Origin of the sequence: Flavobacterium psychrophilum, from assembly GCA_001708385.1 — a bacterium.
In the GTDB taxonomy this organism is placed as follows: domain Bacteria; phylum Bacteroidota; class Bacteroidia; order Flavobacteriales; family Flavobacteriaceae; genus Flavobacterium; species Flavobacterium psychrophilum_A.
Window position 1 is genome coordinate 3,479,626 of the sequence record CP012388.1, and the last position, 25,903, is coordinate 3,505,528.

Below are 25,903 nucleotides of genomic sequence, written 5' to 3' on the forward strand. Positions count from 1 at the left end.
ATCCTTGCTTTATGAGCGTTACCAAAAATGCCCCTGATGGTTATGACTATCAGTATCTTGCTAGTCTCTACGCCTTTCTTTTACTGGGAAAGTCAAGAAAAATTGCAGAAGCCTATATTGACAGGGAAGGCTTTGGCGACTTAACTTTAATCTTTACGGATCACAGAGATGAACCTTACGAGTTTGAATTTAAAAATCGCAAGCCGGGTTTTGATGAAAAATATTTTGTGGAATGTATTTCGAAGTTTAGTGCCCATAGTGATTCCGAGTACATACTGTCCAAGTTGTCTACGGGAAAAATCAAGCGTTTTTACCTGATAACATCAACACGGGTGGAACAGTTTGCAGCCGATTTCTTTGTAATAACTACTAAATCAGACTGGAGCAAACCTTTACCGCAGTACAAAAAAAAGATTTTTGAAGCGTTTCGCGCAGCAGTGCTAAAGTATAACCAGAAAGACGAGCCCCGTGATAAATATGTAGCATCGCATATAGGTTCTGCAACAGATCTTGATTTGAAAAATCTGCTTGAGGGCATCTACCTTGTGGATCAGTTGGATGAAGACCAGATTCGTGCCAGAATCCACGATCTTTTGTCGGACTTAACGATAGCATTGTCGCATCAGGGTAGCTTGATTAACAAACTTATTGATGTCATTAAAAATAGTAAGACTTCGGGCTTAAATATCGCGGATACTATATATAACGAGCTACATTCATTACAATCATGGTCGCTTCCGGTGGATGAACATTATCTCTTAATGGGAGACGAAGCCAGCCTTTTGGATGAACTCAGCTCGCGAAAAATAGTTTTGCTCACCGGGAGTACCCTATGCGGCAAGACCCAACGGGCTTACTACATTGCTCAGCAGCTCCTCAAAAATTATCCTTCGGCTAAGTTTCTTCCGGTAGGTGAGGTTCATATGGCAGAACAATTCTTACTGAATTATGACGCTGAGACAAAGATTTGCTATCTTGAAGATCCTTTGGGGCAATACCGTGACGATGTAGGTATGGTCGCATACAAACAATTGGAGGGGCTATTGAGGCGTATGCCAAAATACATGGAGCGTTATCTTATTGTAACGGCAACCACCGAAATTACTACAGCCATTAGTAAAAGCGGCTATATGAGCGAATTTACCTGGCATGACCTTACTGTGCGTGAGGCCCCGATAGCATGCAAGATATGGAATGCATTATCTTCCGGATCGGGTTTTGACCACCTTATTCAAAAAATGGTAGTCGAAACGATAGAGACCGCAGATCAGGATGCTATTCTCCAGCCCGGACAATTAAAGCAGCTCGTCGGCTCATTACAGGCCAATCGTCCAGGGAGCCTTGAACAAGTAAGGCATTTAGCCAGCGCCAAAGCGCAGGACATTACAAATGTAATTACCTCAAGGGGGGAATCAGTTACTAATGCAATGATTATACTGGGGCTTGGTGCTACGATTCAAAAAGGTCTCTATGACATTGACCTGTCCTATCTTGAGCATTCAGAGCCGGACTATCTCCCCGGTATTAATGATGATGAAACCGGGGTCACAGGAACATCGATTAGCGCCTTGGAAACAGTATACATGATCCCTGAATACAAAAGTTTTACTGCGAGCGTGTCACTGCGTGGTGTCATTTCACAGCTGATCGATTATGGGTACATTCGTGCGTTTGGGGATGGCAGTTATGTTTTTGCCCACCCTGTATATCAGGAGGCAGCCAGACGGCTTTTAGACGGCAATAACCCAATGCGATTTGAGGCCGCCCTAAGACACTGTCGCAAATTGTTGGGTTGCCTGAATCCATCTTTGGCATTGCAAAGTGCAAAGAATCTTTACTTGCTTTATACCAATGCGTTAAACCAGACACAGCGGCAAATTGTTTTTGACCTTGCAACATTGGCGATACGATCAACATTTGTAGTGGTACGGGAAGAAGCCCTTCTATTTTTAGTTGCCCATCGTAATGCTTTAAATGAAATGATTACAGGAAATGTAAAAGATGCTTTTCAACATAGGAATGATTTTGGTACAGGAAATTACTGTTGGCAGGGGCAAATCCTTTTTATACCCGATGCCAAGCATCTGGAGACATGCAGAAGCCGGAATTATAGAAGCAAAAGGCAGTGCCTTGATAACTGGGAAGCCTACCTGTCAAGGCCCGTATCCTTGGAGCCAGCTCAGGCTTTCGAATTAATGGATGGGCTTTTGCTGGTAACTAAGTCAGAAAAAAGACAGCTAAGTTTTGATTATATTGTGCTAAAGGCATTCCTTCGTTATAGAGAGGGTGTTATCAGGGAGCGTGCTGCCTATCTTATCGCCGCAAGTATCACCGAGGAAACTTTTGCTGACCTTACTACGCTGTATTATGAAAATGATCCTTTTGTAAAATTCCAGCTTATTCGTGGGCTTTTTCGTTCCTGGCCTTACATGACGGACAAGAATAAGAAAAGTGAAGTCTTGGCGTTCATGCAGGCTACCTTTGATGAACCTTTCGTTATTCTCGGTGCCATCGGCTTATTTACAGAATTTGCGGCGGGGTATGCACGGAGTAGCTTTGACTGGATGTATGAAATACAAGCTTCTATCAAGAAGCACATGTGGTTCCTTTGGGGAGAACTGATGGTAGTTCTTTTTCGCCACCTTCCGACGGATGTACATGTTAATCATGGCCGGTTCAGTGCGACCTTAGCAGAGGCTCAAATCAGTAAGGAGGCAAGAGTAAAAATTATTTTTGCTTATCTTGACTGGCTTCCGGCATATTTTAAAGACTCTGGCCGTTACTGGGATATGTCTGAAATCTTTATTTTTTTCCTGAGAGAAAACTTTCTAATGATTCCTAAAGTGAGGCGTATTGGCTTGATAAAAAAAATGTTACTTCTGGAAGATACGGAGTTTGTTGCATCAATGGCTAATTTGCTCATTTCAAATTGGGGAAATTTAAATGATAAGGAAAAGAAAGTTATCCTCTCTGCCTTGCCAAGCTTAGGCAGAAAGGGGCAGTTGGCTGCATTTAGTTGTCCAGAAGCCACAGTGGACGTACAGCTTGCTGCCACTGGAGTTAGCATCCTGGGCTTAAGCACCACCACGATTGCCAATACCCTCACGGAGGACTTTATCAAGGAATTATTATCGGCAGTATATCTTGATTATTCACGATGGGGTGTTGCCAATTTAAATAAGGTTGTCTTTGACCCTTTGCTCTATTATTATATTGATAAAACTGATAAAAAACCATTTGCAGTAGCAGTGCGTGTTTTCCTTGATGATTTTCTTTTCAACAGTAGTAGAAATGGACTTTGGAAAAAACCTAAATCACTGATAGATGGTATAGTATCCGGCGGCAACGCTCATGCATTTTTGCTTACAACAACCATACTGCTTCATGACCTTATCGTCAATCGCGGCAGCCGAGCCGGTATTTTACTTGATGTGCTGTACAAAGACGCTACACAGGATAATCTGGCAACACTGAGTGTGAAAATAATAAATAACTTAGAGGGGATATCCTACAGTGAAAACCTTAAAAGCGTCAAGAATTACATTTCAGAGTATTACCAAGACAATTTTATCCTTGAGAAGAGTATTTCAATGTTACTTGATATGCCGTCTGATAACGATGACCATACAATTGTAAAAAAGGGATTTGCAAAAATAATATTGTTTGGCCTTGAACAAAAAAAGTTACGCTTGCATCATTACCTATTATACTTCCGTGACTGGGCTGATAAGAATACACATTTAATGGAAGAGCAATACAAACCTATAATTAATGATTACTTCAGCTATTTGCATGGAATTTCTCGAGAGCAGGCAGAGGCCATGGAACAGGAAATAGTTAATTCATCCTCCTATTTAAATAATTAACAGCTATGACAGCGCCAGTTTATAATATCTTCGAAGTGTTAGAAAAAGGAGATAAGGAATTAATACATTCAGCTTTTATAAAGTTTTTAATGCAGGACCGGCCCGACTTTTATTTTCAGTTTTTGAAACTTGAGGGGGATTACAACCCTCCTCAACTTGAGAAAACTTATGGTAAAGGGAAGCAGAAAAGTCGTTTTGATATAGAGGTCCAGAGCATTGATGGCAATGCGGTCATAACTGTGGAAAATAAGTTCAAGTCCTTTCCGGATTTTGCTCAGCTTCAAGCCTACGAGGCGAGTTTAAAAAAGTACCACAAGAAAAAAAAGCACCATAAATTTTTGATTTGCTTTGACAAGGAGGTTGTTTCACACGTGGAGGGTTGGATTGTAAAGGATTATAAAGACCTCGCGGTTTATGTCAGGGAACATTATGATCTTGCAGGGAGTGATGACACCAGCGTTTTTGTAAGACACTACTATTTTTTACTTGAAGGATACTACAGTAGATATGAGACCTTAAACTCTGACTTACGCCCCCTTTTTTGCATACCTGTGGCGGAGAGTAATAATTTTTGGCTCAAACTTTTTTATCATGCGCTAAAATGCAGGCTTGACATCTTTTTTGCTGAAAAAAATCTCTTGGTAGAGGTGTATGTCAACAAGGGCAATACCCTGACTCCGCTGATGAATATTGTTCCTTTGCACTGGGACAACGGCCATAAGCGACTATTGATTCAATTCCAGGGCAATGACTTAAAGTTTTATCTGAACAATGATAGTAAGGAGCTACTTTTAAGGCTTATTGATTTTGCAAATGAATGTTTTCAACAGGGCAGGTATTCGTTAAAGAAACTTACCAACAGGGAGTCTAAAACCTGTTTTATACTTAAAACCACTATCACAAAGGAGCATCCAGAAGCACCCATGACTATAAATACGGTATTTGATTTGGTTATTGCGTTTTATAAAATGTTGGATGAGCATATAATTTTTAAATATCTTAATTGGGAAAGCAAAATGTAAGGCTCTAAAAGATTTCTACACTTTTTTGATTAGTTTATCATGTCGCGCCCGTGACCGCAGCGGCATCCTTTTCTGAAAGAAAAGATACAGCATAGGGCGCGTGAAGGTGCCCCTCACTATTGTTGCTGTTTTGCCTTATCGAGCATATCCTGATAGAATTCTTTCAGCCTCCACCAGGCTGGGCAGTTTTCAATGTTGCCCTTAAAGTTGCTGATGGTTATATAACAGTTGTCCAGGAATTTTTGGGTATCGGTAATCTTTGCCCATGGCTTCCACTGAAGTTCCACAGGCGGTGGATTTTTTTCAAAATAGCGTTTGATTTCTTCTAGGTTCATGTGTTAAAGGTATAAAAGAAGGAGCTGCAAAGCAATACCGTTCTCGCTCTTCATACCCATTAATAAGGTGGTGTAAACAGCTTGTAAATCAATCTCCTTTTGTCTATTTTTATGCCTAACTAACATAACCTCATGTAATGAAAATCATAGACAGGACCGACATTGAATCGTGGGCAAAACGTTATGAAGCCAAGAGCGATTTTCCCTATTTAATTTCAAGGCTAGTGAGGGCCACCGGGCTGCCGAGCTTACAGGTCAACATACTTTCAGGGAGTGCTGCCTACTTAGGTGGCTGGGACGGAATTGTTTTTTCGGAGGATGACCGCAGCTACTACCCTAAAGGCATTTCACTATGGGAGTTCGGTACGGAATCCAATGTAAAGAAAAAAGCTGAAGAGGATTATAAGAAACGGACTGCCGATCCTTTGGGGTATAATAAAAGTGAATGTACGTATATTTTTATTACACCCTATCTGTATACGAAGAAGGGAGCATGGGTGAAGGAGAAAAAGGCGGAGGGGGTATGGAAAGATGTACGGTTTTACGACGCTGTCGATCTTGTACAGTGGCTTGACCATTGTACGCCCGTAGAAATCTGGTTTGCCACATTAACAGGTAAACTGCCCTACGACGGAATTTATGGGGCTGACCAATTTTGGGAAGAATGGTCGGTTGGCCCACAGTATACCTTTACTCCCGAAAGTATAACCTCAGGCAGGGAACGTGCAATGGAAGCCTTAAAGGAATTTTTATCCGGAGCGCCCGGCATAAAGGCTTTCAGGGCGTCCACCAAAAATGAAGCGATAGCTTTTGTTGTAGCCAGCGCAAAGCAGTTTTTACCTGAAGAACAGAACCGTTTTTTCGCAAAAACTTTATTGGTTGAACATGAAAGTTCTTATAGACCCCTACACAAGAATACCAAAGTTGCTCTTAATATCATTCCTAAATTTGAGAACAAACAGTCGGTATATGCCGCGGTCTCCAGTGGACACCATGTTATTGTACCCCTGGGAGGAGATGATGAATTTAGCAAAGACTTTACAGTAGGATTACCCATACTTGGTAAGGAAGGGCTTGTGAATTCCTTGGTGGCAATGGGGTTTTCACGTGAAGATGCAGAGCGTTACTCCAGGGAAGCGGCGCGGGACATTACAATACTCCGCCGTATGCTGCATTTTCAGCATAATGCTCCGATATGGAGTAAAAGTGCCCAGGTACCGGAATTACTGCCCGCCCTGATTGTGGGCCGGTGGAATGATAAAAGCGAAGCGGATCAGGAACTATTAGTTAAGTTGGCGGGTAAGCCCTATGACCAATTTGTAGCCGAAATGGCGCAATGGCTCCGAAAGCAGGAAGCGCCCCTGTTATTTATTGGTGATATGTGGCGGTTAACATCACCTTTAGATTTATGGTCGACCATAGCCTCACATTTAAAAAGCAGCGACCTTCAGTACTTAAGCGATGCATTGCAATTAGTGTACGGTGATTTTACTGAAGAGGCTCCAGGGGATGAATCTAAATATTTCACTAAACCTACAAAATATTCAAAGTGGATTAAAGAAGGCCTTACACAATCTATTGTGCTCATTGCGGTCTATGGCTATGGGTTAAATATTCCCGGAGTAAGTAACCCACAGCTTTGGGTTAATGGGATAGTATCGAGCTTGATAGGAGCAGCTACTGGCCCACAATGGAAAAGCTTTGACCAGCAATTGCCACTTTTGTCAGAGGCATCCCCGGAAGTTTTTATCGAGGCTGTATACAGCAGTCTAGAACATCCTGACAAACCTATTATGGAAATGTTTAATACTTCACAGGGACTTCTTGGGGATACCCCGCACCACACAGGCTTGTTGTGGGCATTGGAAGGCCTCGCCTGGTTACCGGAGTATCTGTATGATATTACAATACTGTTGCTTAAGTTATCGGACTTAGACCCAGGTGGAAACCTTGTAAACAGACCTGACAACTCCCTTGTTGAAATTTATTTACCATGGCACCATCAAACCCTGGCTCCGTATAAGGAGCGCATGGAAATATTGGAGGCGGCAGTCATGCGCGAACCGGAACAGGGCTGGCATTTATTGCTTAGGCTTTTACCTAAGAATTTTGGTTATGCAAGCCCCACACATAAAATGAGATGGAGGCTTTTTAGCCAGGACACGAACCTTACATATACCTATGAAGAGACTTACGAGACCTATAGCCATGTTATCAGGCTGCTCTTAAAGCTGTATGATAAGAGTGAAGTACGTATGGCACAATTGGTGGAACAATCCGATGAGTTAGCAAACATTGCTGATCTTGAGGTGGTATTGTCTTTTATTGAGGATGCGTTGCCAGAAATGCCTCCTTCGGAAGTCATCCGGGAAAAACTCCGCAGTATATTGTCACGCCACAGGGCTCACCCTGATGCGCAATGGGCGCTTCCACAAGAATTTTTAGTGCGTTACCAAAAGCTTTATGATCTTATGATACCGGATGACCTTTTGCAAAAAAACAAATGGTTGTTCGAGGGCCATTATATTGAGTTTCCCGATGGTGACCCTGACTGGGATTCAACTGACGAAAAACACCTCGCACACAGTAACCGTATAAAAAGTGAACGTCTTTCTGCTCTACAAGACATATATCAGTCTAACGGTGTTTCAGGAGTTATAGAGTTAGCAAGTATTGCGGGCTTTCCGACGGGTGTTGGTGAGACGCTTTCGGAAATTGAACTTTCAGACCCTGAAATAATAGAGGTTACGAAAGTGCTTTTTTCAAATGATGCGCCTTTAGAATTCCTGCATAGCTTTATAAGAGGCATGGTGCAACGACATGGGCTTGACTGGGCCATTAAACTATATGATACATTTTCATCAAAAGATTATGCTCAGGAAGGGCTTGTCAATGTTTTTACACACTTAAACCACAATACACCGCTTTGGGATTTTGTTGACAAACAAGATGAAAAGTTCCGTGAGTTATTCTGGTCGAAAACATGGGTTAATTTTTATCATGTCACACCAGAAGAAAAACTTAGGGGCATCAAGTACCTACTTAAATACAAGCGGTTTTATTCCGCCGTCGAAGAAACTTATATGGGTAAGGAAAAAATTAACCCTGAATTTATATACGAGGTTCTTGATACCACAGCAAAAAACAAGTCTGCAGAAGAGCGGCCACTTAGGGAGTATGTAATTTCCACCTTATTTGAAAGGCTTGATAAAAGTGACCTTCCCGATGAAAAAAAGGCATCGTTGGAACTTCACTATCTCAGTATCATTGGAAATTCCCCAAGCCGCTACAAACCAAAGTATCTTAATAAAGAATTGGCTGAAAATCCAAAATCTTTTGTTGAGGTTTTAAAATGGGTGTACATGCCTAAAAGTGAAGATCGCAGAAAAGAGGAGTTTGAGAATATATCGAGGGAAGCCCGGGAAGGTTTGGCCAGGCAGGGCTATAGGTTACTGGATAATTTCAAGGATATACCGGGGATGGATGCTGATGGAACTGTTGATGCTGTCGTACTTAATTCCTGGGTAGCCGAAGTACGCGAATTGGCTGCATTGGAGGACCGGCTTGAAATTGCAGATATGCAAATTGGAAAGTTGCTGGCTCAATATCCCGAGAAAAATAAGGAATATTGGCCTGCGGATGCTATAAGTGACGTTTTGGAACTTGTCAATACGGAAAGCATTAAAAATAATTTTTCTATTGCGATTACTAATAAACGTGGTTTTACGTCAAGAGCCGCCTTTGAGGGTGGTGCTATTGAAAGAAGAAATGCCGCATATTTCCAAACACTCTCTGACGCACAAAGGTTGAAGCACCCCATGGTTTCAAAAATACTCGGACAAATAGCACAACGTTATCTTAATGACGCACAGCGGGAAGATGATGAGGCTAAGAGGGACAGTTTAGAATATTAATTACTTACAGCTATATGCAATTTTAAGTTTTACCGGAATAAGTACTTGTCCAGCTCATGGCCGTGCTTAAACTGGTTTTTACCCAATATCTTGTTTGATAGCTGACAGTACTCGATTTCGACGAAGAAATCATTAATGCTGTAGAGCTGGTAATGGATGTTATCTACAATAATATCATCTACATGCTTACCCTGTTCCCAGACGGCCTGGTACTGGTTATTATCATCAAGAGCGAGAAAATCATATAGTTTCATAAACGAAGGCGGCGTGAGGATGAATAAAACAAAGCCCCCGGAAAAACGGGAGCTTCGCAACATTATTTCTTAGACTCTTCAATGGTAACTTTCCTGTAGTCTTTAAAGAGTTTTGTAAGCTCCAGTGTTGATTTTCGAGCACGCCCGCCTGCGGCTTTATTGCCCTCGGCATTAGCTTGGGATTCTTTTTGAAAGGTTGCGATTTCAGCGCTGATCTGTTCCAGTAGTTCGTTCATGGTAGTTTATTTAAAGGAAAGCAAAAATAGAAAGGTTTGGGCATAAGGTTACGTTAAATGGGGCGGCTACCACGTAAACTATTGGTAATTTAGTAATTACTAAAAAAATAAAGATTATGAGCGATAACACAAAAAACACAGGAAGCCCAGACCGTGACCGTATCAGTACCTCTGAAGATTATGAGCTACAGTACTGGTCAGATAAATTCGGGGTAAGTAAAGAAGAGCTGATCAGTGCTGTAAAAGCATCTGGCAGCAGTAGCCCGGACAAGGTTGAAGCCTACATTAAAGGTAAGTAAAGGACTGTATAACAGTCCTTTTTTGTAAATATTCATCAGATCGATTTTTTGTATCTTAGCACACTATAACCTTTAATTGTGCAACCATGGCAATCCTTAAAACAGTGGAATACACCGACAAAGTTGGTGCTGAAGAAATTCGCGTAAAGCTTTCGGTACGCTCTATCCCCGAAGATTTAGAGATCGCTAACCTTGATATGGATGAATACCGTGAATTCACCTTTTTAATTCGGGTAACGACCGATCCCCTATTAGATGAAGCGAAGGAACTACCCGAACAGCTGGTGTACATTATTGAAAACGGCGGGGAACACAGGATGGGCACTCTGGTCAATGATAATTTTGAAGAAATTGAAGAGACGCGTTTTTTACAGGGCATCTCAGTCCATGCATTGCAGGTTTTGCTTTTGGCTGGCGACGCCGGCCATTTCAAGAGCTAACGCTATAAATTTCGATTTGAATTTTCAAGGATACGTAGCGTTTTCTTATCGGGTACACCGCCAAAGTACTTAGCAAGGACTTTTTCGAAAACCGGGTCTGTGTTTGTAAGGGCAGCGAAAAGGGTCATGGAAGACATGAGTTTCAGGTCATCAGGAGAACCAAAAATCTGTGTTGCGGATTTGCCCTTTACTTCTAATAAAGCATTGGCAATTTGTATCAGTCTTTGCCCAAGCAATGGATCTTTTAAATAGGCGATAGCCTCTTGCTTATCTTTAATACCGTAATGTTCGGCCATACTGCTGCTCCCCAATCCTTTGAGTTGGGGGAATATGAACCACATCCAATGGGTATGTTTGCTGCCTTGCTGAATTTCCTTTAGCGCATGGGGATATATTTCCTGCTGTGCCAATACGAACCTATCCAAATCCATGATTTACTTTTTATAGAGTACATTCTGCGCATTTAGTAATGCTTTTTCCATATCAATTCCACCCTCAAGCGTTCCCTTAAACAGATCCCCTTCACTTTTAACTCTCCCGAGTGCATTTTTAATGGTAAAGTCTTTCATCTTTAACCCCTTTTTTACCTCATCCCAGTGCAGGGGCATAGAGACTGTTGCACCCGGCTTGGGGCGCAGCGAATAGGCACAGGCAATCGTTGCGCCGGGACGGTTTTGCAGAAAGTCCAGGTACATTTTTCCGGCGCGGTCTTTTATTTTCCGCTCCAGTGAGGTAAATTCCGGAAGCCGCTCGTGCACTATTGATACCAGGAGCCTGGCAAACATCTGTGACTGGTCGTAACTATATTTACCCCCCAATGGTATATAAATATGGATGCCGGTTGATCCTGAGGTTTTTACATAGCTTACCACATCAATAGCATCCAGCACTTTTTTTACCTCTCGGGCTGCCTGTATGACCTGCTCAAAAGTTGTTTTTTCGGCCGGGTCAAGATCAATCACGCAATAATCGGGATTATCCGGGTGTTGTATGCGGCTAAACCACGGATTCATCTCAATGCAACCAAGAGATGCCATCCAGAGTAATGTGGCCTCATCATCACCGACTAAAAATTCCTTATCCTCCCCATCGCTGGTGGTATAGGGATATGTGGTTGCCCATTCGGGTGCCTTGCCCTTTACATCCTTCTGGTAAAAGCTCTTTCCATGAATACCACTCGGGAAACGGTTTAGCGACAGGGGCCGATCTTTGAGATGCGGAAGGATATAGTCAGCAACCTGGTAATAGTAGTTGAACATATCGCGCTTGGTATACCCTTCTTCGGGCCAGTACACTTTGCTTAGGTTGGTAAATTTCAGGTTATGCCCATTGACCTTTTTAACCTGGGATTCTTCTTTTGGGTTGAGCAGCGTTTTTACCGCCCCTCGCTTTGGGGCTGAGACAAGCTTATCCTGTTTGGCAGGGGATGTAACGGTTTTGGTTTCGGCAGCCCTCTCCCGTACAACATCCTTAGCTTTTTTATCCGTGCGCATCCCTTCAAACGAAGGGTGTCGGAAGACCCCATCGCCGGTCACCTCGATAAAGCTTACCTCGCACACCAGTTCAGGTTTTAGCCATGTAGCGGTGGCCTTGGGCGGGTTCGGTCTGAATCTTGAAGGCTTGTTGACATCCGGTTTGGTGTCAAAAGGGATTTTATCAGTAATAAGCGGCTTGAAAAGCGCCATCATTTCTTTCTGTTTCTTGTCGCTGAAACCGGTGCCGACTTTACCGACATACTCAAATTTACCCTTTTCATATACGCCAAGTAAAAGCGAACTAAACTGCTTGGCCGTGCCTTCGTTTCGGGTAAAGCCGCCAATGACCACTTCCTGGCGTTGGTTGACTTTAATTTTTAGCCAGTCTTTGGAACGGGCGTCGATGGCATAGATACTGTCTGCTTTTTTTGCCATGATCCCTTCAAGCCCCATTTTCTGTGCTGCTTCAAAAAAGTCAATCCCGTTGGTGTCAAATACCTGGCTCAGGCGCACATGGTCGTCATTTGTGGGCAATATTTCTTTCAGTATCGCTTGGCGTTCTGATAGCGGCAGCCCGGTAATGTCTTTCCCTTCATACCATAAAAGGTCAAAGGCATAGTACACCAGGTCGCCATCGGCTTCGCTGCGCCAATTCTGCAGGGCACTGAAGTTGGCTTTACCGTCCTTGCCGATTACCAGTATTTCCCCATCCAATACCGCATTGATGCTCCAGGAATCCATGACTGCTGCGATGGGGTAGTATTTCTCGGTAAACGATTTGAGGTTTCGGGATAAAAGGTCTGACTTGCCTTTGTTGATGTAGGCCAGGGCGCGGTAGCCGTCCCATTTTACCTCATAGATCCACCCTGGGGTATCAAAAGGCTCGCTCACCAGCGTGGCCAGCATGGGCTTTACCTCGGTAAGCAGTTTGCTTCTTTTCCCTTTTTTCAACAATGCATCGGCCTGTAATGCCTTTGGCTTTTCTTTAGTAGTTTCAACTTTCTTTTCCAATGTTTCCTGCTCTGATTCGGCAGGTTTCTTTCCGTAAATGTTCGTGCTGGTTTTGGCAACCTGTTCGAGCGTCTTTCCCGATACCACGGACTTATCTTTTTTTGTTACGTCAGTGGCAGTGGCATATTTGTCCTCCAGCTTCATCAGCAGCCAGCCGTTCTCGCCCCGCCCATGGGCTTTAATCAAGGCGAATGCGCCTTTAAGTTTTTTACCTTTTAATACAAACTTGATCTTGCCGCTGTGCAGCCCGGCGCGCAGTTCCTTATCCTGATCCTTTTTCGTCGTGGCCTGAGATTCAAACGGCTCATAAAAACCTTCGTCCCAGACTATGACAGTGCCCCCGCCATATTCTCCCTGAGGAATGATACCTTCGAAATTGCGGTAATCGTAGGGATGGTCCTCTACCATCATGGCAAGGCGTTTTACTTCAGGGTCCGCCGATGGACCCTTGGGTACCGCCCAGCTTTTGAGTACGCCTTCCATTTCAAGGCGAAAATCGTAATGCAGGTGGGATGCCGCATGTTTCTGAATTACGAAGCGCAATTTATCATCGTTGCTTTTCCCGCCGAAAGGCTCTGGGGTCTTAGAGGCGTCACGCTTTTGTCTGTATTTTTCTAAAGCCATAATAAAAACACTTTAACTTACTTAAAGTTAGCTTAATAAAAGCAATTGCAAATCTGCTTTATCATAACTTTAGCTTAGCAAGTGAGCATTATGGAGAAGCCAAGCTATTTAAATTTCAACATAGAAGACTATCCGTGGAAAGCGGATATTGATTACCGTAAGCATCCAGAGCTGTATAGGGTTGGTAAGGGAGAGCAGGGCGTGTTGATTTGCGAGCCTTATAAGAGTGAGATTGGGCAGCACTGGAGGTTTAAAAATGCTGATGTTGCATGTGAGAGCAGTGAGAAGATTACCGCACAGTTCCTTAACTATCTTGCGGATGGTGATTTTGTCGGAGCTGATATGGCGCGGAAATACCTTCAGATGGGTTTCACCCGTGCCCGGCGTTATGCTAACTATAAAGGCGGCAGAAAATACGATAAAGAAAAAAATTACCAGCAGATTGAGAAAGGTACCGGAACACCTGAAAAAGCGGAAGCTGCAGCCGTATTCTATAAAAGCTGGAAGGGGGCGGAAGCAAACACACAATATACGGACCTTAAGAAAAAATGGAAAGAAAAATATGGATAGCGCAGAAAACCGTATCTTCAATTTCTTTCCTACACGGCAGGTGTCAGGCTGTTATTCCAATAATCTAATATTTGCTGGACTGTTTTTTTCAGGTCATTATATTGCGAAGGCTTTTGAAAATAACCTTGTGCAGCGAGCTCATAGGCTTTATCGACTACAGTTTCGTCAGCCGAGGTGGATAAAAAAATATAAGGTGAGCATTTTTTGGTCAGTTCACTATTTTCCAATATGATTTTCCGCAGTTCCAGGCCATTCATCATAGGCATATTAATATCGGATATCACAATAAATGGTTTATTATTATGCTCCCTGATGTAATCCAGGGCATCGTGAGCATTGGCAGCATACTTCCTATTATTGGGCACGCCTAATTCAGCAAATACCTCTTCGAGATAATCCCTGTCATCTGCGTCATCTTCAATAATTAATATGTCACCCTTTTTTATCATAAGAAATTTTCATTAAAGATACGGTAAAGTTCCCGGTTTGTGATGATTCAGCGGGATTTAACAATAATTTGTTGTTGGGTGATTAACCCTATTGGTAGTTTTATGTTTTTTTTATTTGCCTGAAAGTGAGGTTAATCCTTGGAAGCAGTGGCTTTGCTGATTTAGGAATGTGGTGTTCCCAATAGGTATTGGTAGTTCCCGATATCAAAAGTAGTGTGCCGTGGTGCAAGGGTATTTCCACCTGAGCAACCTCTTTATTGGTCTTGTGCCGGAAGCGGAAAGGACGGGTCTGCCCAAACGTTACTGAGGCTATATTAGGGTTTCGCCCAATTTTATGCTCCTTATCAGAATGCCAGGCCACACTGTCATTCCCGTCACGGTATAGGTTCAGCAGCACTGCATTGAACCTTAGCCCGGTTTCCTGTTCCACTTTTTGACGAAGCTCTAAAAGTTCTGGTGTCCAGGATTGTGTTGCCTCACCGGACTCTTCCTGCTCCCCGTACCATGCAATCATGCGTGGTGCTGTTACCATCTTATCGTACATAGGCATTTGGTATTGACGCCAGGGAGTATCACGCAGCAAGGTTACATAATAACAATCTGCCTCCTCTTTAGGGATGAAGCCATCATATTGCATCAGTTCCATATCCGGTAGGTCAAAATATTTCTTTGGGCTTGAGCCAACCACAAAAAGGTCGGTATCATTAAAAAGTGTCATAATTTGCAGGTGTCAATGTTAAACTTGATTGCGGCTTAAAAACTTTTCCGGGATGCTTCGCTGCATAGGTATTAATCAGTTGCATGATATAGCCATTGCTGGCGTAGGGGGTCACATAGTCCCTGATGGCTGAAACTTCTGTAATGCCAATATCGGCAGATAAATACCCCATACCATAAAAATGCCCTTTCTCTATCCATATGCAGCTAAGCTCATCGCGGCATCGGCCTTTATCCACTATGGCATAAGTCGGACGGGAGCCTTCCAGAAAATCAAGTGCTTTATTTACACAATCGTTGTGATGCCCCTTATCGGGTAATGACGTGAGGTCGCGGATTGTCAAACCTTCTTCTGTCGACCCGCCATAATATAAGAACCTGCTATCTATAGTAAATTGCGCTGCAAGCTTTAAAATCAGGTTGACCCCATCGTGCAGTGAATGGAACATTTCGATGTAGGATTGCTGCTTTGCGAGTTTACCTACAGCGAGGTATTTGTATCCGTTGCGCGCTTCATATTCGTACAGTCCAAACTTTGGGTCAAACTTTTTTAGCGCCCTGTTATGAATGGGCCATAGCTTTTTAATCTCGCAGCATTCGAGCAGCAACGCCATGAATTCCGAAGCACATACCTCAAAGGAGATGCTGTATATGTCCCGCAGAAAGTTTTGGCGTTGTGGTGTAATTTTGTGGCCGCTGAAATGCTGGGCCACGCGTTTTTTTAAATTCTTTGCCTTGCCAACATACACCACCTTCTTTTCCCTGGTATAGAAATAATACACGCCGGGTTTTTCAGGTAACGCTTCAAAATCTTCGGGCGGCAGGTTGGGTGGTAGCCGCTGATCCTGTGCGTTCTTTTTAACCATCTTATCAATAACCGATTCACTGTCCCATTGCAAAAGCATGGAAAGCAAGATGGCCGTTGCGTCAGCATCGCCTCCTGCGCGGTGGGCACGAAGAAGAGGTATGTCCAAGGAACGGCATAAATTGCCCAAGCTGTAAGACGGAAGTCCGGGCTTTATCTTACGGGCAGCACGTACGGTACACAGCTTGTTTTTAGCGGTCCATTTCAGCCCGGCCCTGCTTAACTCATGACGGACAAACGAGTGGTCGAAGTTGACATTGTGCGCTACAAAGATCCGTCCTTCCAGCATCTCCAAAACTTTCTCAGCCACATCGTCAAATATAGGAGCATGTGCTACCATTTCATTATTAATGCCGGTAAGTGCAAAAATGGGGAGCGGTATTTCTTTTTGCGGGTTGACCAGTGTTTCGAAACGGTCAATAATATCGGTACCATCATGGATAATGACAGCGATTTCGGTGATGCGGCTGCCACTGGCATTACCACCTGTGGTTTCAATATCTACTATTGCATATTCTGTGTTTGTCATACTACGTTCTTTTGCTGTGGCGTATTCATTTTGTGTCTGGGCAGGTTGATTTCCTGTTCCTGAGGGTATGGAGCGCGTTGGGTCATGGACACATCCTCACGCAGCTTTTCCTGGGTACGCATGCTTTCAGCATCGCTTTCCCTATAACGCGGGTCAGCAATGAACGGCATCTTTTCCATTTTGGATATGGTAATAGTCGGAAAATGGTAATCCACTTCAACAGTACCCAGTAGCAGGTAGCAGCCGCCCCCTTTAAAAGGATATTCCTTAAGGCTCCCTGTGAAATGCGCCGTATCAAAAAAATCCCCGTTGGCATCGATCCAGGTACCAAAATACATGGCTCCCATTTTTGTAGGGACATGCTTGCGGGAAACCAGATAGGCCAGCATTTTCACCTGTTTCTTGTGGTGATGTACCAAATCGCATGCCATTACATCCCCCCGGTAGCTGGTCTTCAAAAGATTGAAGGGTGTTACGGAAACCGGAAAGCCCAGTAGCTCGATCTCATCGAAAGCGTCCTCAAAAGGTGAACGCTTTAGCTCTGGTAATTTGTATTCCCGGACCGGTTCGGGGAGCAACTGCGGCTGGCGATGTTCCGGCTTAAAGTTCATCATGATGCGTCTTGCTGTCACCAGCAGTTCGTTCTTATTTTTACCCGTTGAGCGGAATGCCCCAATGTAAATCAAAAGCTGGAGCCCTTCAATGCCTATAGGCACGCGATTGATAAAATCCTCCAGCGAACTATAAGCTCCATTAGCCAGGCGCTCTGATACGATTGACTGTGCAATTTCACCCTGCAGTCCCTGCAAATGCATATACCCCAAATAAATATCTTTACCATAAAGTGTGGTTTCCACCTCGCTTTTGTTGACGCATGGATTATGGATGGCAGCGCCCGACATCCGGGCCTCGTGTACATATACTTCAGTTCGGTAAAAGCCGCCCTGGTTGTTGATTACTGCCACCATGAATTCAATAGGATAATGCACCTTCAGGTACAGGCTCTGGTAACTTTCCACGGCATACGATGCCGAGTGTGCCTTACAGAAGGAATATCCTGCGAAGGATTCTATCTGCCTGTAAATTTCAGTACTTAACTGCTCCGGATGCCCCTTGGTGGCACAGGAAGCAAAGAAGTTATCCTTTACTTTTTGTAATGCAGCGAGTGAGCGGCCTTTGCCGCTCATCGCACGGCGCAGTATGTCACCATCCTCGGGGGCAACCCCGCCGTAATGCAGTGCAATCTTAATCACGTCCTCCTGATAGACCATTATACCATAGGTCTCGCCTAATTGCTCCTCAAATACAGGATGGAAATACTCGAACTTATTGGGATAATTGTGACGGAATATATATTCCTTCATCATGCCGCTTTGGGCTACACCAGGACGTATAATTGACGAAGCAGCCACCAGTACCTTATAGTTGTTGCACTTCAGGCGGCGGAGCAATCCCCTCATGGCGGGGCTTTCAATGTAAAAGCAGCCAATGGTTTTTCCTTTGCCAAGGTATTCATTGCAGGCTGCTTCATCTTTGGAAATGGACGTATCCCTAATATCCACAGTAATCCCCTGGTTCCTTTTGATAAGCTTTACCGTGTCATCGATGTGCCCGATACCCCTTTGGGAAAGTATGTCAAATTTATCAAAACCAATTTCTTCGGCTACATGCATATCGAACTGCACTATTGGAAATCCTTTTGGAGGCATTTCCAGCGCGGTAAAATCAGTGATAGGGTCTTCTGAAATCAGGATCCCACAGGAGTGCATGGAGCGTTGGTTTGGGTATTTTTCCATCATCATCCCGTAGCGGTGTACCAGCTTGACTACTTCATTTTTATCATGCTGGTCCATAGCGGTACCGGATAAGGCATCCAGCTCTTCTTTGGGGAGGCCAAAGACTTTGCCGACCTCACGGAATATGGATTTGTACTTGAATTCGACATTGGTGCCGCAGAATGCCACGTGGTCCGCACCATACCTACGAAAGATATAGTCCAGTATCACATCGCGCTCTTTCCACGACCAGTCAATATCAAAATCCGGCGGACTCTTTCGGTTCAGGTTCAGGAAGCGTTCGAAATACAGGTCCAATTCCAAAGGGCAGATATCTGTGATCCCTAAACAATACGCAATGATACTGTTAGCCCCGCTGCCACGACCGATATGGAGAAAACCCATCGAATTGCTGTAGCGTATAATATCCCACGTAATCAGGAAGTACCCGCTGAACTCCAACTGATGGATGACTGCCAATTCTTTTTCTACTCTTTCCTTCGCAGCATTATTATCTTTTCCATACCTGCGCAGCAGCCCCTGTTGTGCCAGACTGGTGAGTAATTCTAAATCCATTTCACGGTTAGCGGTGTAGTTCTTTTTGTTGCGGGGCAAACCAAACTCGTATTCAAAATGGCACTTGTTGATAAGCTTAAAGGTATTCTCGATAATCTGTGGATATTGGCTATAGCGCACCATGATCTCCTCAGGGGCATCCATCATCTCGTTAGGGCAGCAGTAATCCTCGTGAGTCAACTTGCTTCCCAGGGTATTTAAATCGATGGCGCGGAGTATACGATGCAGATTATGTTCTATTTTGTTGCGAAAGGTGACGGGCTGCAGCACCACCATCTTATCAAGCCTGTTTCTCCATTCAGGCCGGATCAGCAATGAGAGGTTTTCAGGCCTGATACCTATGTATTCAAAGTCCCTTAAAATGTCAGGTACATTCTGAACAGGATATATTACAAAAACCCCTTTAAAATCAGGTGCCTGTTCAGGTACAGGCAAGCCTTCAAGATTGTGTTTGGTGCGATGGCGGTTGATCTCTCCAATCCCTGAACGGTTTTTTGCAAGGGTAATATATAAAAGCCTGTTGTTCTCCCGGAATTCCATCCCTACCAGCGGCTTAATCCCAGCCTCATTACATGTTTTATAAAATTCATAGATACCTGTAATGGTATTGATGTCCGTCAATGCCATAGTAGCAGCGCCAAGACTTTTGCCTTGGGCTACCAATTCGCTAACCGGTATTGTACCGTAGCGCAGGCTGTGGAAAGAATGGCAATTCAAATACATTTACAATACTTTAGATTGGTAGAGACCACTACCGCGCATTACGGCATTGGAGCCGAAACGATTCTTAATTTTGTCCATCGTCTGGTACAGCGACATCATCTCCTGGGTGTCCTCGAAGAGATTGATCTGGTAGGAACCCCGCACCAGCTTACTGAAGCGCACCCCTACAAGCCTTAGGCTCATCCGGCGCTGGTAGAGCTTGTCAAAGGCTTCCAATACTGCTTTGGTAAGGGTATGGTCAGAAGCAGTGTAGGATAAGGTCACCTGCCGTGTTTCAGTATCAAAATTGGAATACCGGATCTTTACCGTCACATTGGAGGTAAGCCATCCCTCAGTCCGTAACTGATAGGCTAATTTTTCAACCATCGTGCAAAGCACAGAACGCAGAAAAACCAAATCTGTAGTGTCCTGATGGAAAGTGTCTTCTGTAGATAGGGACTTGCGTTCGCGGTAAGGCTCCACCGGGTTGTTATCAATACCGTTAGCTTTTTTCCACAATTCAATGCCGTTCTTGCCGATCATTTCCTGCAGGACATTTACCGGCATCTCGGCCAGTGTCTGAATGTTGCGGATTGCAATCCGTGATAGCAGCTTAAAAGTAGCATCCCCTACCATTGGAATTTTGCGGATGGATAGCGGGTTGAGGAACTGCTGTACCATCGGTTGGGGGATTTCCAGGTTTCCCTTGGGCTTTCCCTCACCGGTAGCGATTTTGGAGACGGTCTTATTCACTGATAAGGCAAAACTGATCGGCAGTCCTGTCTCATGTGTTACCAGAGAAGAAAGTTCATTCGTCCATTTATAGGAACCATGGAACTTATCCATTCCGGTTATATCCAGATAAAATTCATCGATGGAAGCCTTTTCCATAACAGGTGCACGCTCTTCGATTATCTGTGACACGGTATTGGAATAACGGGAAAATAATTCCATATCGCCCTTTACAATACGCGCATCGGGACACAGCCTGAGTGCCATTTTAATGGGCATAGCAGCATGGACCCCAAACTTACGGGCTTCATAGGAACAGGATGCAACAACGCCCCGGTCGCCCCCTCCTACAATTAACGGAACACCCTCTAATGCGCTGTTTTGCAGCCTCACACACGACACAAAAAAAGTATCCAAATCCATATGCACAATTGAGCGCTCCATAATCATTCTTATTTGTACAAGGCAAAATTAGGACAGATATTCCCAAAATTATTTATATTTGTCGGGATAAATAATCCCAAAACACATATGTCTTTATTTTCCGACAACATCAGACATCTAAGGTTAAAAAAAGATGTTTCCCAGGAAATCATCGCTGAGAAACTCGCTATAAGCCGTGACAGCCTTTCAAAATATGAACAGGGAAAGTCACAGCCGCCCCATGAAATTTTAATAAAAATTTCCAGGTACTATCATGTGAGCATCGACCTGCTTTTGACGGTAGACATCCGAAAGGTTGACATGGAAGGGCTAATAAAACTGGATGATAACCGTATTGTGCTCCCCATAACTGTAGATTATGAAGGCAGGAGCATTATCGAAATTGTCCCCCACAAAGCCAAGGCAGGGTACCTGGCAGGGTATGGTGATCCGGAATTTATAGAAGGCCTGCAACATATGTCACTACCTTTTTTGGGAGAAGGCACGTTCAGGGCTATTGCTATTGACGGTGATTCCATGCCGCCTTATCGGGATAGTTCCCTGATTGTGGGAAAATATTTGGAGGACCGCAAAAGCATCAAGACGGGAAATACTTATATTTTTCTAACTAAAAATGAGGGGATAGTATATAAGAGAGTTGCCGCCGTATTGGAGGACAGCCTGATATTAAATTCAGACAATTCTTTTTACGCGCCCTACAAGGTTTATCTGGTTGATATCCTTGAAATTTGGGAGTTTGTTTTAAGCATGGACACAAAGGCTTTCAGGCCTGAGGATATTTCATCTGAAGGTATTCGAGATTTGCTCCTTGAGATTCGTAGTGATGTAAAAAAACTCCATTACAAGTAGATTTTATGTCTGAACGCATTGTATTTGACACAAAAAGGGAATTACAGCCTCAGCAGCAACAGGAGCTTTTACGGTTTAGGGGGATTCTAATACAAAAAGGGTATACTGATATCATTCACTTCGCTGATAAGCATCCCGATTTGCATACTCATTATTTTGATGTATCAAAGGACCAGGCAGCCATTGTTATAGCCTTCATGAGGCAGTACCTGGATGAGCGTTGCTGGAATTGGTGTGTATTTGCTGATAACCGATAATAGGATCTTCCTGATGTAAGGCGTCCATATATTCCGTAAAGGAAACCCCCATTCGGTTAAAAAAAGCTTTATGCAGACTGATAGTAGTGCTGTAGCCGATATCGCCGGCCAGTGCTTTGTGGGTATAATTACGTGCTTTTTTATCTGTTGCAAGCACATGCACCAAATGGTCAATTTTGAGGTCGTTAAGGTAATCTGGTGTTTTCTTGCCACGGTATTCATGGATCAATATTGATACATATTTGGTGTTGGTGTCCAGTAGCTTTGCCATACGCGCAAGGTTCATATCTTTTCCCAGATATTTTTTTTCGGATTCAAATTTGGTAAGGCGTTCCAATAATATTACAACAACTTCTTCTTTTATGGAGGGTGGTGTGTTTTTAATCATTTCGGGTCTCTGTTCCTCATCCTTCGATTTTGTTTTTCTTCGCTTAAATATCAGCCATCCCATATAAAAGCCAATTCCAAGGGTAAATGCAAGGGGTAAGATCCAGAATGTTTTGCTATTTCCACTATCGGCTAAGGCTTTCTCAAGCCTCGCCTTTTCCCTTCGGAGCTCCTTCGAATCGAATTCATTTGAAAGCCTGCCAGACAGATATTTGTAGTCGGCGTGCAAAGTGCTGTCTGCATAAAGTAGTGTATTTGTATACCGTAGCTGCTCTTTGAGGTTTCCCCTCTTTTTGCTGTCGGCAATGAGCTGGTGAAAAGCTGGTAAAAGATCCGGTCGCAGATAGTGTGTATGATCAAAAATCTTTGCTACTTCCTGATAAGATTCCAATGCTTCATCTTCTTGGCCCATAACCATCCTTATCCTGCCAATATAGTAGTGGGCTACAGCTATATTGTACTGGTCGTTCATTGACTCTAGAAAACTAAAGGTGCTTTGGAGGTGCTTGATTGCAGTGACATAGTTTTTTTTAAAATAAAGGTTTACCCCTTCACTGTGCAAAAAATAGGGCAGCATTTCTGACTCTTCCTGTTTGGCAGCCTCAGCAATTCCCTGCCGGTTTATGGTGGTACATCTCTCATATTCCCCAAGGCGATTGTAACACAGGCCTAAAAGGTGTAGCGTATTGAGGTAACCCCGTGGTACATTTTTTTTAAATTTTACAAGTTGAGGTTTAAGTAAGCTTACTGCCTGACTGTAATAACCCAAATAATACTTTACCTGGGCAATGCAATATATGGTTTTTAAATAAAGAGGGTCGTCAATCTCATTTGAAAGCAGGTTTTCTGCCTGCAGATAGCAGTCCAAAGCAGGAACATGCTTCCGAGCGCTATAATATACTGCACCCTTGGTTAGCAAAGCTGAAGCAAGGTCTTTTTTACCGAGGGTGCTAGTAGCCTGTACTATACTGTCAGCATATTGTAATCGTACAGGATAAGCTTTCTCCAAGTGCAGTTTATTTTTATATCCTTGCGCAAGGTACTTAGCATTGTTGAGTTTTTTTGCTTTTTGAATTATGGCATTATTGTAGGCAAAGGCAGTAGTTTCAATTCCCGCATCATCAAGCTTTTCTTGTAAATAATCGAATGATAAATGGGTTAATGTATCTTTTGCGCTATGGTTTTCGGACTGGCTAAAAACAAAAAGCGGAAATAAAAAGCAATACAAAGGCATTATAACTCGTAACATAAGTAGTATTTTTCATCGCATGTATATCATTTACGGCTTATAATCAGGGGCGTGCAAATTAAAAGTGTTGTTTCTACATTTCGCATAATGATACGTAAAAGGCTCAGATTTCACTATTAAATTCCGGAATTTAACACTCATATATTCTGGAATTTGGCAATAATAGGCTTGCATAGCTCTTGCGCTTCGAGTTGTTTTGCCCTGAATTCGAACAGTCCAACCATCTGTCGCCACCCGGGAGCATCAGATACTTTAATCCAAAAGTTACTAACAATGAAAAAAAATCCATTAGTTGCAATAGCGTTGCTATTGCTTATATCGTGTGCCCCGGATACAACCACAGACTCAGGACCATTAACTACTTATAAAGCAAAATCCGGATCCATATCTGATGCAGCCAACCCTGATAATCCTTATGATGAGGTGGGTGCGTTGCGTAACACAATACTGGATGGCGTAATGAACAGCGTATCCAAAGGTATCTCACATGAGGAGCTTCTTAAAACGGTCAACGATGTTGCAAAAGGCTATAATGGGTTTGCTGCCTTTAAGACCGCTGACTTTCATACCATGACTACAGCGGAGCTCGATGAACTATTGCAAAGCACCCCGACGCTAGATGCTGTTGTCATAGGCTTACCACTCTCAATAGAAAATAAAGTTCAGGTGAAGTCTTTCCTTGAAGGATTACTGGATTCAGATGATACTGATTTTGAAGCTGTTTATAATTACATTGTGAATTTTGAAAACCACGTTGTCGGTTCTTCAGCATTTTCCAACAGCGAAAAGCAATTCATTTTGACTTTGACTTCCCTTCAGCGCTATAGTGCCTACTACCGTAAAAAGCCCAAAGACAAAGATTGGGATTTGCTGATAACCGGAATATTGGCTGAGACGCAGGGGGCTGGTTATGATATTGCCTCTTCGATTCTGTATTCCGTGAGTTTTGAAGCAGCCACACACTTGTAAGATCTATGCCAAAATGAGCCAGCCTGCCACAAAAGCAGGCTGGCTCATTTGGTCTGCATATAAATAAATGTAGGTAATATGGCACAGGGCTACTTACTCTATGATATTGAGCGCCTTGTAGCAAGGCTTGGCTCAAATGATATTGCCATTAGCAGTGCAGTATCGAATTTCGAAAATATAATTGGCCAGATACAGCAGGAGTCGGATACCTTTAAAGTGAGTTTGTCAAATGCAGTCTTCAGGCTTAGGAAAGAAAAGCAGGTATGCCTTCTTATCGAAAAATACCATCGGGCAACGGTGTTACTCATTGATGAATTTCTTGAACGACAGGAAGAGTTATCCCAACCGGTGATCATGTTAAGGATTCATCAGATACTTAACGATATGCTGCTGTTTATAGAAAAACGCTTCTCTGCTTACCTCAACCCGGAATCTGAACTTCCCAGCCACTATGTTTCACTTTCTCAAAAGGAATGGAAGTCCAGGCTTAAGGAAATGGAAAGCAGCTACAGGGAGGCTGGCGCGGAAGGGCTATTTGAATTTGTAAGTGAAAATATTATGCGGTTTATCCATGCGAAACGGCACCGTCATTTGCCTTTGCGTACACTCCTTTATCGTAAAGAACTTATCACGGAAATGGAAGGTTTATCACAGTCGGTAAAGATGGGACAAATGCCAAAGGCGTTGCATGAATTACTTATATACATGAATTATAATAGCCTGGGATACCTTGAATATTATACACGCGAACTTACCGGCATCACTGGTACACTGCGAACTTCGGAGGAACAGGCTGCTTTCCTTAAGAAGCGATATAAGAAATTCAAGCACTTGTATTGCAATACCTACATCGCATTACATCTCGGAAAAGACAATATAAAAGGTTTGATTAGCGGATGGTTTGAAAGCCAGCTTTCACTTCTTTCACAGGGAAAACTCAGTACGGCGGTACCCTATGGAAAAGCCTATAAGGGGCTGGCACCACCGCCCCCGCTTAAAGTTATGCCGAAAATCATTTGTACCTTCTCAGCTACTCAATTAGCTATCCTGCTTCGGGTGGCCGACCAGGCACAACTGATAAAGGCACCGTCTCTTTCGGCAGTCTTTAAAGCTGTAGTTCCGCATCTTTCTACTTTACATACAGGGGATTTATCACCCGATTCTATTCGTAGCAAGTCCTATCTCTTTGATGAAAAAGACAGGGAAAGTACGATAGATCTGTTGCAGCAGCTGATAAAAAAAATTAAGGATTTGTAAATAATTGGGGTACAACTTTAAGGTTGTACCCTAATTTGTACTTGATACGCTTTTATTTCATTCGTTACTTTGTCCTGTAAATGTTACCCGACATAAGGGA

The 25,903-nt window shown here is 43.3% G+C and carries 20 protein-coding genes; 9 read left to right on the forward strand and 11 right to left on the reverse strand.

The features are described from left to right. Positions 1-11 precede the first annotated feature (11 nt). Both ALW18_15290 and ALW18_15295 read left to right on the forward strand, forming a co-directional pair. Positions 12-3,866 carry a hypothetical protein gene (locus ALW18_15290; GenBank protein ID AOE53758.1) on the forward strand — a complete coding sequence of 1,285 codons (3,855 nt, stop codon included), beginning with the start codon at positions 12-14 and terminating at the stop codon, positions 3,864-3,866. Positions 3,867-3,871: 5 nt separating this feature from the next. Continuing rightward, complete coding sequence (locus tag ALW18_15295; GenBank protein AOE53759.1) at positions 3,872-4,888, forward strand: hypothetical protein; 1,017 nt, start codon at positions 3,872-3,874, stop codon at positions 4,886-4,888. A gap of 116 nt (positions 4,889-5,004) precedes the next feature. Here the strand turns inward: ALW18_15295 and ALW18_15300 are convergent, their stop codons facing one another. After that, positions 5,005-5,223 carry a hypothetical protein gene (locus tag ALW18_15300; protein AOE53760.1) on the reverse strand — a complete coding sequence of 73 codons (219 nt, stop codon included), beginning with the start codon at positions 5,221-5,223 and terminating at the stop codon, positions 5,005-5,007. A gap of 137 nt (positions 5,224-5,360) precedes the next feature. On the opposite strand from ALW18_15300, the gene ALW18_15305 reads away from it, so the two are divergent. Next, positions 5,361-9,137 carry a hypothetical protein gene (locus ALW18_15305; GenBank protein ID AOE53761.1) on the forward strand — a complete coding sequence of 1,259 codons (3,777 nt, stop codon included), beginning with the start codon at positions 5,361-5,363 and terminating at the stop codon, positions 9,135-9,137. A 29-nt stretch (positions 9,138-9,166) separates the two neighbouring features. Here ALW18_15305 and ALW18_15310 read toward each other — a convergent pair whose 3' ends face one another. Together ALW18_15310 and ALW18_15315 are read right to left on the reverse strand one after the other, a co-directional pair. Continuing rightward, positions 9,167-9,391, reverse strand: coding sequence for a hypothetical protein (locus tag ALW18_15310; GenBank protein ID AOE53762.1), 225 nt, complete (start codon positions 9,389-9,391; stop codon positions 9,167-9,169). 62 nt (positions 9,392-9,453) lie between these two features. Beyond that, complete coding sequence (locus ALW18_15315; GenBank protein ID AOE53763.1) at positions 9,454-9,627, reverse strand: histone H1; 174 nt, start codon at positions 9,625-9,627, stop codon at positions 9,454-9,456. A 116-nt stretch (positions 9,628-9,743) separates the two neighbouring features. Here ALW18_15315 and ALW18_15320 point away from each other — a divergent pair, with 116 nt between their 5' ends. After that, entirely contained in the window at positions 9,744-9,926 is a 183-nt protein-coding gene (locus ALW18_15320; protein AOE53764.1) for a hypothetical protein, read from the forward strand. An 86-nt stretch (positions 9,927-10,012) separates the two neighbouring features. Then, positions 10,013-10,366 (forward strand): hypothetical protein, encoded by a 354-nt coding sequence (locus ALW18_15325; GenBank protein ID AOE53765.1) that lies wholly within the window; start codon positions 10,013-10,015, stop codon positions 10,364-10,366. Between the two features lie 2 nt (positions 10,367-10,368). Here the strand turns inward: ALW18_15325 and ALW18_15330 are convergent, their stop codons facing one another. Both ALW18_15330 and ALW18_15335 read right to left on the reverse strand, forming a co-directional pair. Then, entirely contained in the window at positions 10,369-10,797 is a 429-nt protein-coding gene (locus ALW18_15330; GenBank protein AOE53766.1) for a calpastatin, read from the reverse strand. A gap of 3 nt (positions 10,798-10,800) precedes the next feature. Beyond that, positions 10,801-13,476 (reverse strand): DNA ligase, encoded by a 2,676-nt coding sequence (locus tag ALW18_15335; protein ID AOE53767.1) that lies wholly within the window; start codon positions 13,474-13,476, stop codon positions 10,801-10,803. A gap of 90 nt (positions 13,477-13,566) precedes the next feature. Here ALW18_15335 and ALW18_15340 point away from each other — a divergent pair, with 90 nt between their 5' ends. Beyond that, positions 13,567-14,046, forward strand: coding sequence for a cytoplasmic protein (locus ALW18_15340; protein ID AOE53768.1), 480 nt, complete (start codon positions 13,567-13,569; stop codon positions 14,044-14,046). 29 nt (positions 14,047-14,075) lie between these two features. On the opposite strand, the gene ALW18_15345 is transcribed toward ALW18_15340, so the two are convergent. From ALW18_15345 to ALW18_15365, 5 genes are all read right to left on the reverse strand, one after another. Continuing rightward, entirely contained in the window at positions 14,076-14,495 is a 420-nt protein-coding gene (locus ALW18_15345) for a hypothetical protein (GenBank protein AOE53769.1), read from the reverse strand. 100 nt (positions 14,496-14,595) lie between these two features. Continuing rightward, entirely contained in the window at positions 14,596-15,213 is a 618-nt protein-coding gene (locus ALW18_15350) for a 2OG-Fe(II) oxygenase (protein ID AOE53770.1), read from the reverse strand. Continuing rightward, on the reverse strand, positions 15,200-16,606 hold the full coding sequence (locus ALW18_15355; GenBank protein ID AOE53771.1) for a DNA polymerase III subunit epsilon: 1,407 nt from the start codon (positions 16,604-16,606) through the stop codon (positions 15,200-15,202). Before ALW18_15355 ends, ALW18_15350 begins: the two co-directional genes overlap by 14 nt. Further along, positions 16,603-19,680 carry a DNA polymerase III subunit alpha gene (locus tag ALW18_15360; GenBank protein ID AOE53772.1) on the reverse strand — a complete coding sequence of 1,026 codons (3,078 nt, stop codon included), beginning with the start codon at positions 19,678-19,680 and terminating at the stop codon, positions 16,603-16,605. The genes ALW18_15355 and ALW18_15360 overlap by 4 nt, the downstream gene beginning before the upstream one ends. Next, positions 19,681-20,835, reverse strand: a complete 1,155-nt coding sequence (locus tag ALW18_15365; protein AOE54441.1) for a DNA polymerase IV — start codon at positions 20,833-20,835, stop codon at positions 19,681-19,683. 87 nt (positions 20,836-20,922) lie between these two features. Here ALW18_15365 and ALW18_15370 point away from each other — a divergent pair, with 87 nt between their 5' ends. Continuing rightward, positions 20,923-21,684, forward strand: a complete 762-nt coding sequence (locus ALW18_15370; protein AOE53773.1) for an XRE family transcriptional regulator — start codon at positions 20,923-20,925, stop codon at positions 21,682-21,684. 195 nt (positions 21,685-21,879) lie between these two features. Here ALW18_15370 and ALW18_15375 read toward each other — a convergent pair whose 3' ends face one another. Next, a complete protein-coding gene (locus ALW18_15375) occupies positions 21,880-23,562 on the reverse strand; it encodes a hypothetical protein (GenBank protein ID AOE53774.1) in 1,683 nt (560 codons plus the stop codon). Between the two features lie 288 nt (positions 23,563-23,850). Between ALW18_15375 and ALW18_15380 the strand changes: the two genes are divergently transcribed. Further along, on the forward strand, positions 23,851-24,546 hold the full coding sequence (locus ALW18_15380; protein ID AOE53775.1) for a hypothetical protein: 696 nt from the start codon (positions 23,851-23,853) through the stop codon (positions 24,544-24,546). 78 nt (positions 24,547-24,624) lie between these two features. Then, on the forward strand, positions 24,625-25,803 hold the full coding sequence (locus tag ALW18_15385; protein ID AOE53776.1) for a hypothetical protein: 1,179 nt from the start codon (positions 24,625-24,627) through the stop codon (positions 25,801-25,803). Positions 25,804-25,903: the final 100 nt, after the last annotated feature.

Excerpts from the sequence above, each read along its gene's own strand:
- ALW18_15370 (AOE53773.1), top strand. The coding sequence starts at position 20,923 with ATGTCTTTATTTTCCGACAACATCAGACATCTAAGGTTAAAAAAAGAT.
- ALW18_15325 (AOE53765.1), top strand. The coding sequence starts at position 10,013 with ATGGCAATCCTTAAAACAGTGGAATACACCGACAAAGTTGGTGCTGAA.
- ALW18_15315 (AOE53763.1), bottom strand. The coding sequence starts at position 9,627 with ATGAACGAACTACTGGAACAGATCAGCGCTGAAATCGCAACCTTTCAA.
- ALW18_15355 (AOE53771.1), bottom strand. The coding sequence starts at position 16,606 with ATGACAAACACAGAATATGCAATAGTAGATATTGAAACCACAGGTGGT.
- ALW18_15295 (AOE53759.1), top strand. The coding sequence starts at position 3,872 with ATGACAGCGCCAGTTTATAATATCTTCGAAGTGTTAGAAAAAGGAGAT.
- ALW18_15335 (AOE53767.1), bottom strand. The coding sequence starts at position 13,476 with ATGGCTTTAGAAAAATACAGACAAAAGCGTGACGCCTCTAAGACCCCA.
- ALW18_15345 (AOE53769.1), bottom strand. The coding sequence starts at position 14,495 with ATGATAAAAAAGGGTGACATATTAATTATTGAAGATGACGCAGATGAC.
- ALW18_15330 (AOE53766.1), bottom strand. The coding sequence starts at position 10,797 with ATGGATTTGGATAGGTTCGTATTGGCACAGCAGGAAATATATCCCCAT.
- ALW18_15300 (AOE53760.1), bottom strand. The coding sequence starts at position 5,223 with ATGAACCTAGAAGAAATCAAACGCTATTTTGAAAAAAATCCACCGCCT.
- ALW18_15305 (AOE53761.1), top strand. The coding sequence starts at position 5,361 with ATGAAAATCATAGACAGGACCGACATTGAATCGTGGGCAAAACGTTAT.
- ALW18_15385 (AOE53776.1), top strand. The coding sequence starts at position 24,625 with ATGGCACAGGGCTACTTACTCTATGATATTGAGCGCCTTGTAGCAAGG.
- ALW18_15375 (AOE53774.1), bottom strand. The coding sequence starts at position 23,562 with ATGCCTTTGTATTGCTTTTTATTTCCGCTTTTTGTTTTTAGCCAGTCC.
- ALW18_15320 (AOE53764.1), top strand. The coding sequence starts at position 9,744 with ATGAGCGATAACACAAAAAACACAGGAAGCCCAGACCGTGACCGTATC.
- ALW18_15310 (AOE53762.1), bottom strand. The coding sequence starts at position 9,391 with ATGAAACTATATGATTTTCTCGCTCTTGATGATAATAACCAGTACCAG.
- ALW18_15350 (AOE53770.1), bottom strand. The coding sequence starts at position 15,213 with ATGACACTTTTTAATGATACCGACCTTTTTGTGGTTGGCTCAAGCCCA.
- ALW18_15290 (AOE53758.1), top strand. The coding sequence starts at position 12 with ATGAGCGTTACCAAAAATGCCCCTGATGGTTATGACTATCAGTATCTT.
- ALW18_15365 (AOE54441.1), bottom strand. The coding sequence starts at position 20,835 with ATGGAGCGCTCAATTGTGCATATGGATTTGGATACTTTTTTTGTGTCG.
- ALW18_15340 (AOE53768.1), top strand. The coding sequence starts at position 13,567 with ATGGAGAAGCCAAGCTATTTAAATTTCAACATAGAAGACTATCCGTGG.
- ALW18_15360 (AOE53772.1), bottom strand. The coding sequence starts at position 19,680 with ATGTATTTGAATTGCCATTCTTTCCACAGCCTGCGCTACGGTACAATA.
- ALW18_15380 (AOE53775.1), top strand. The coding sequence starts at position 23,851 with ATGAAAAAAAATCCATTAGTTGCAATAGCGTTGCTATTGCTTATATCG.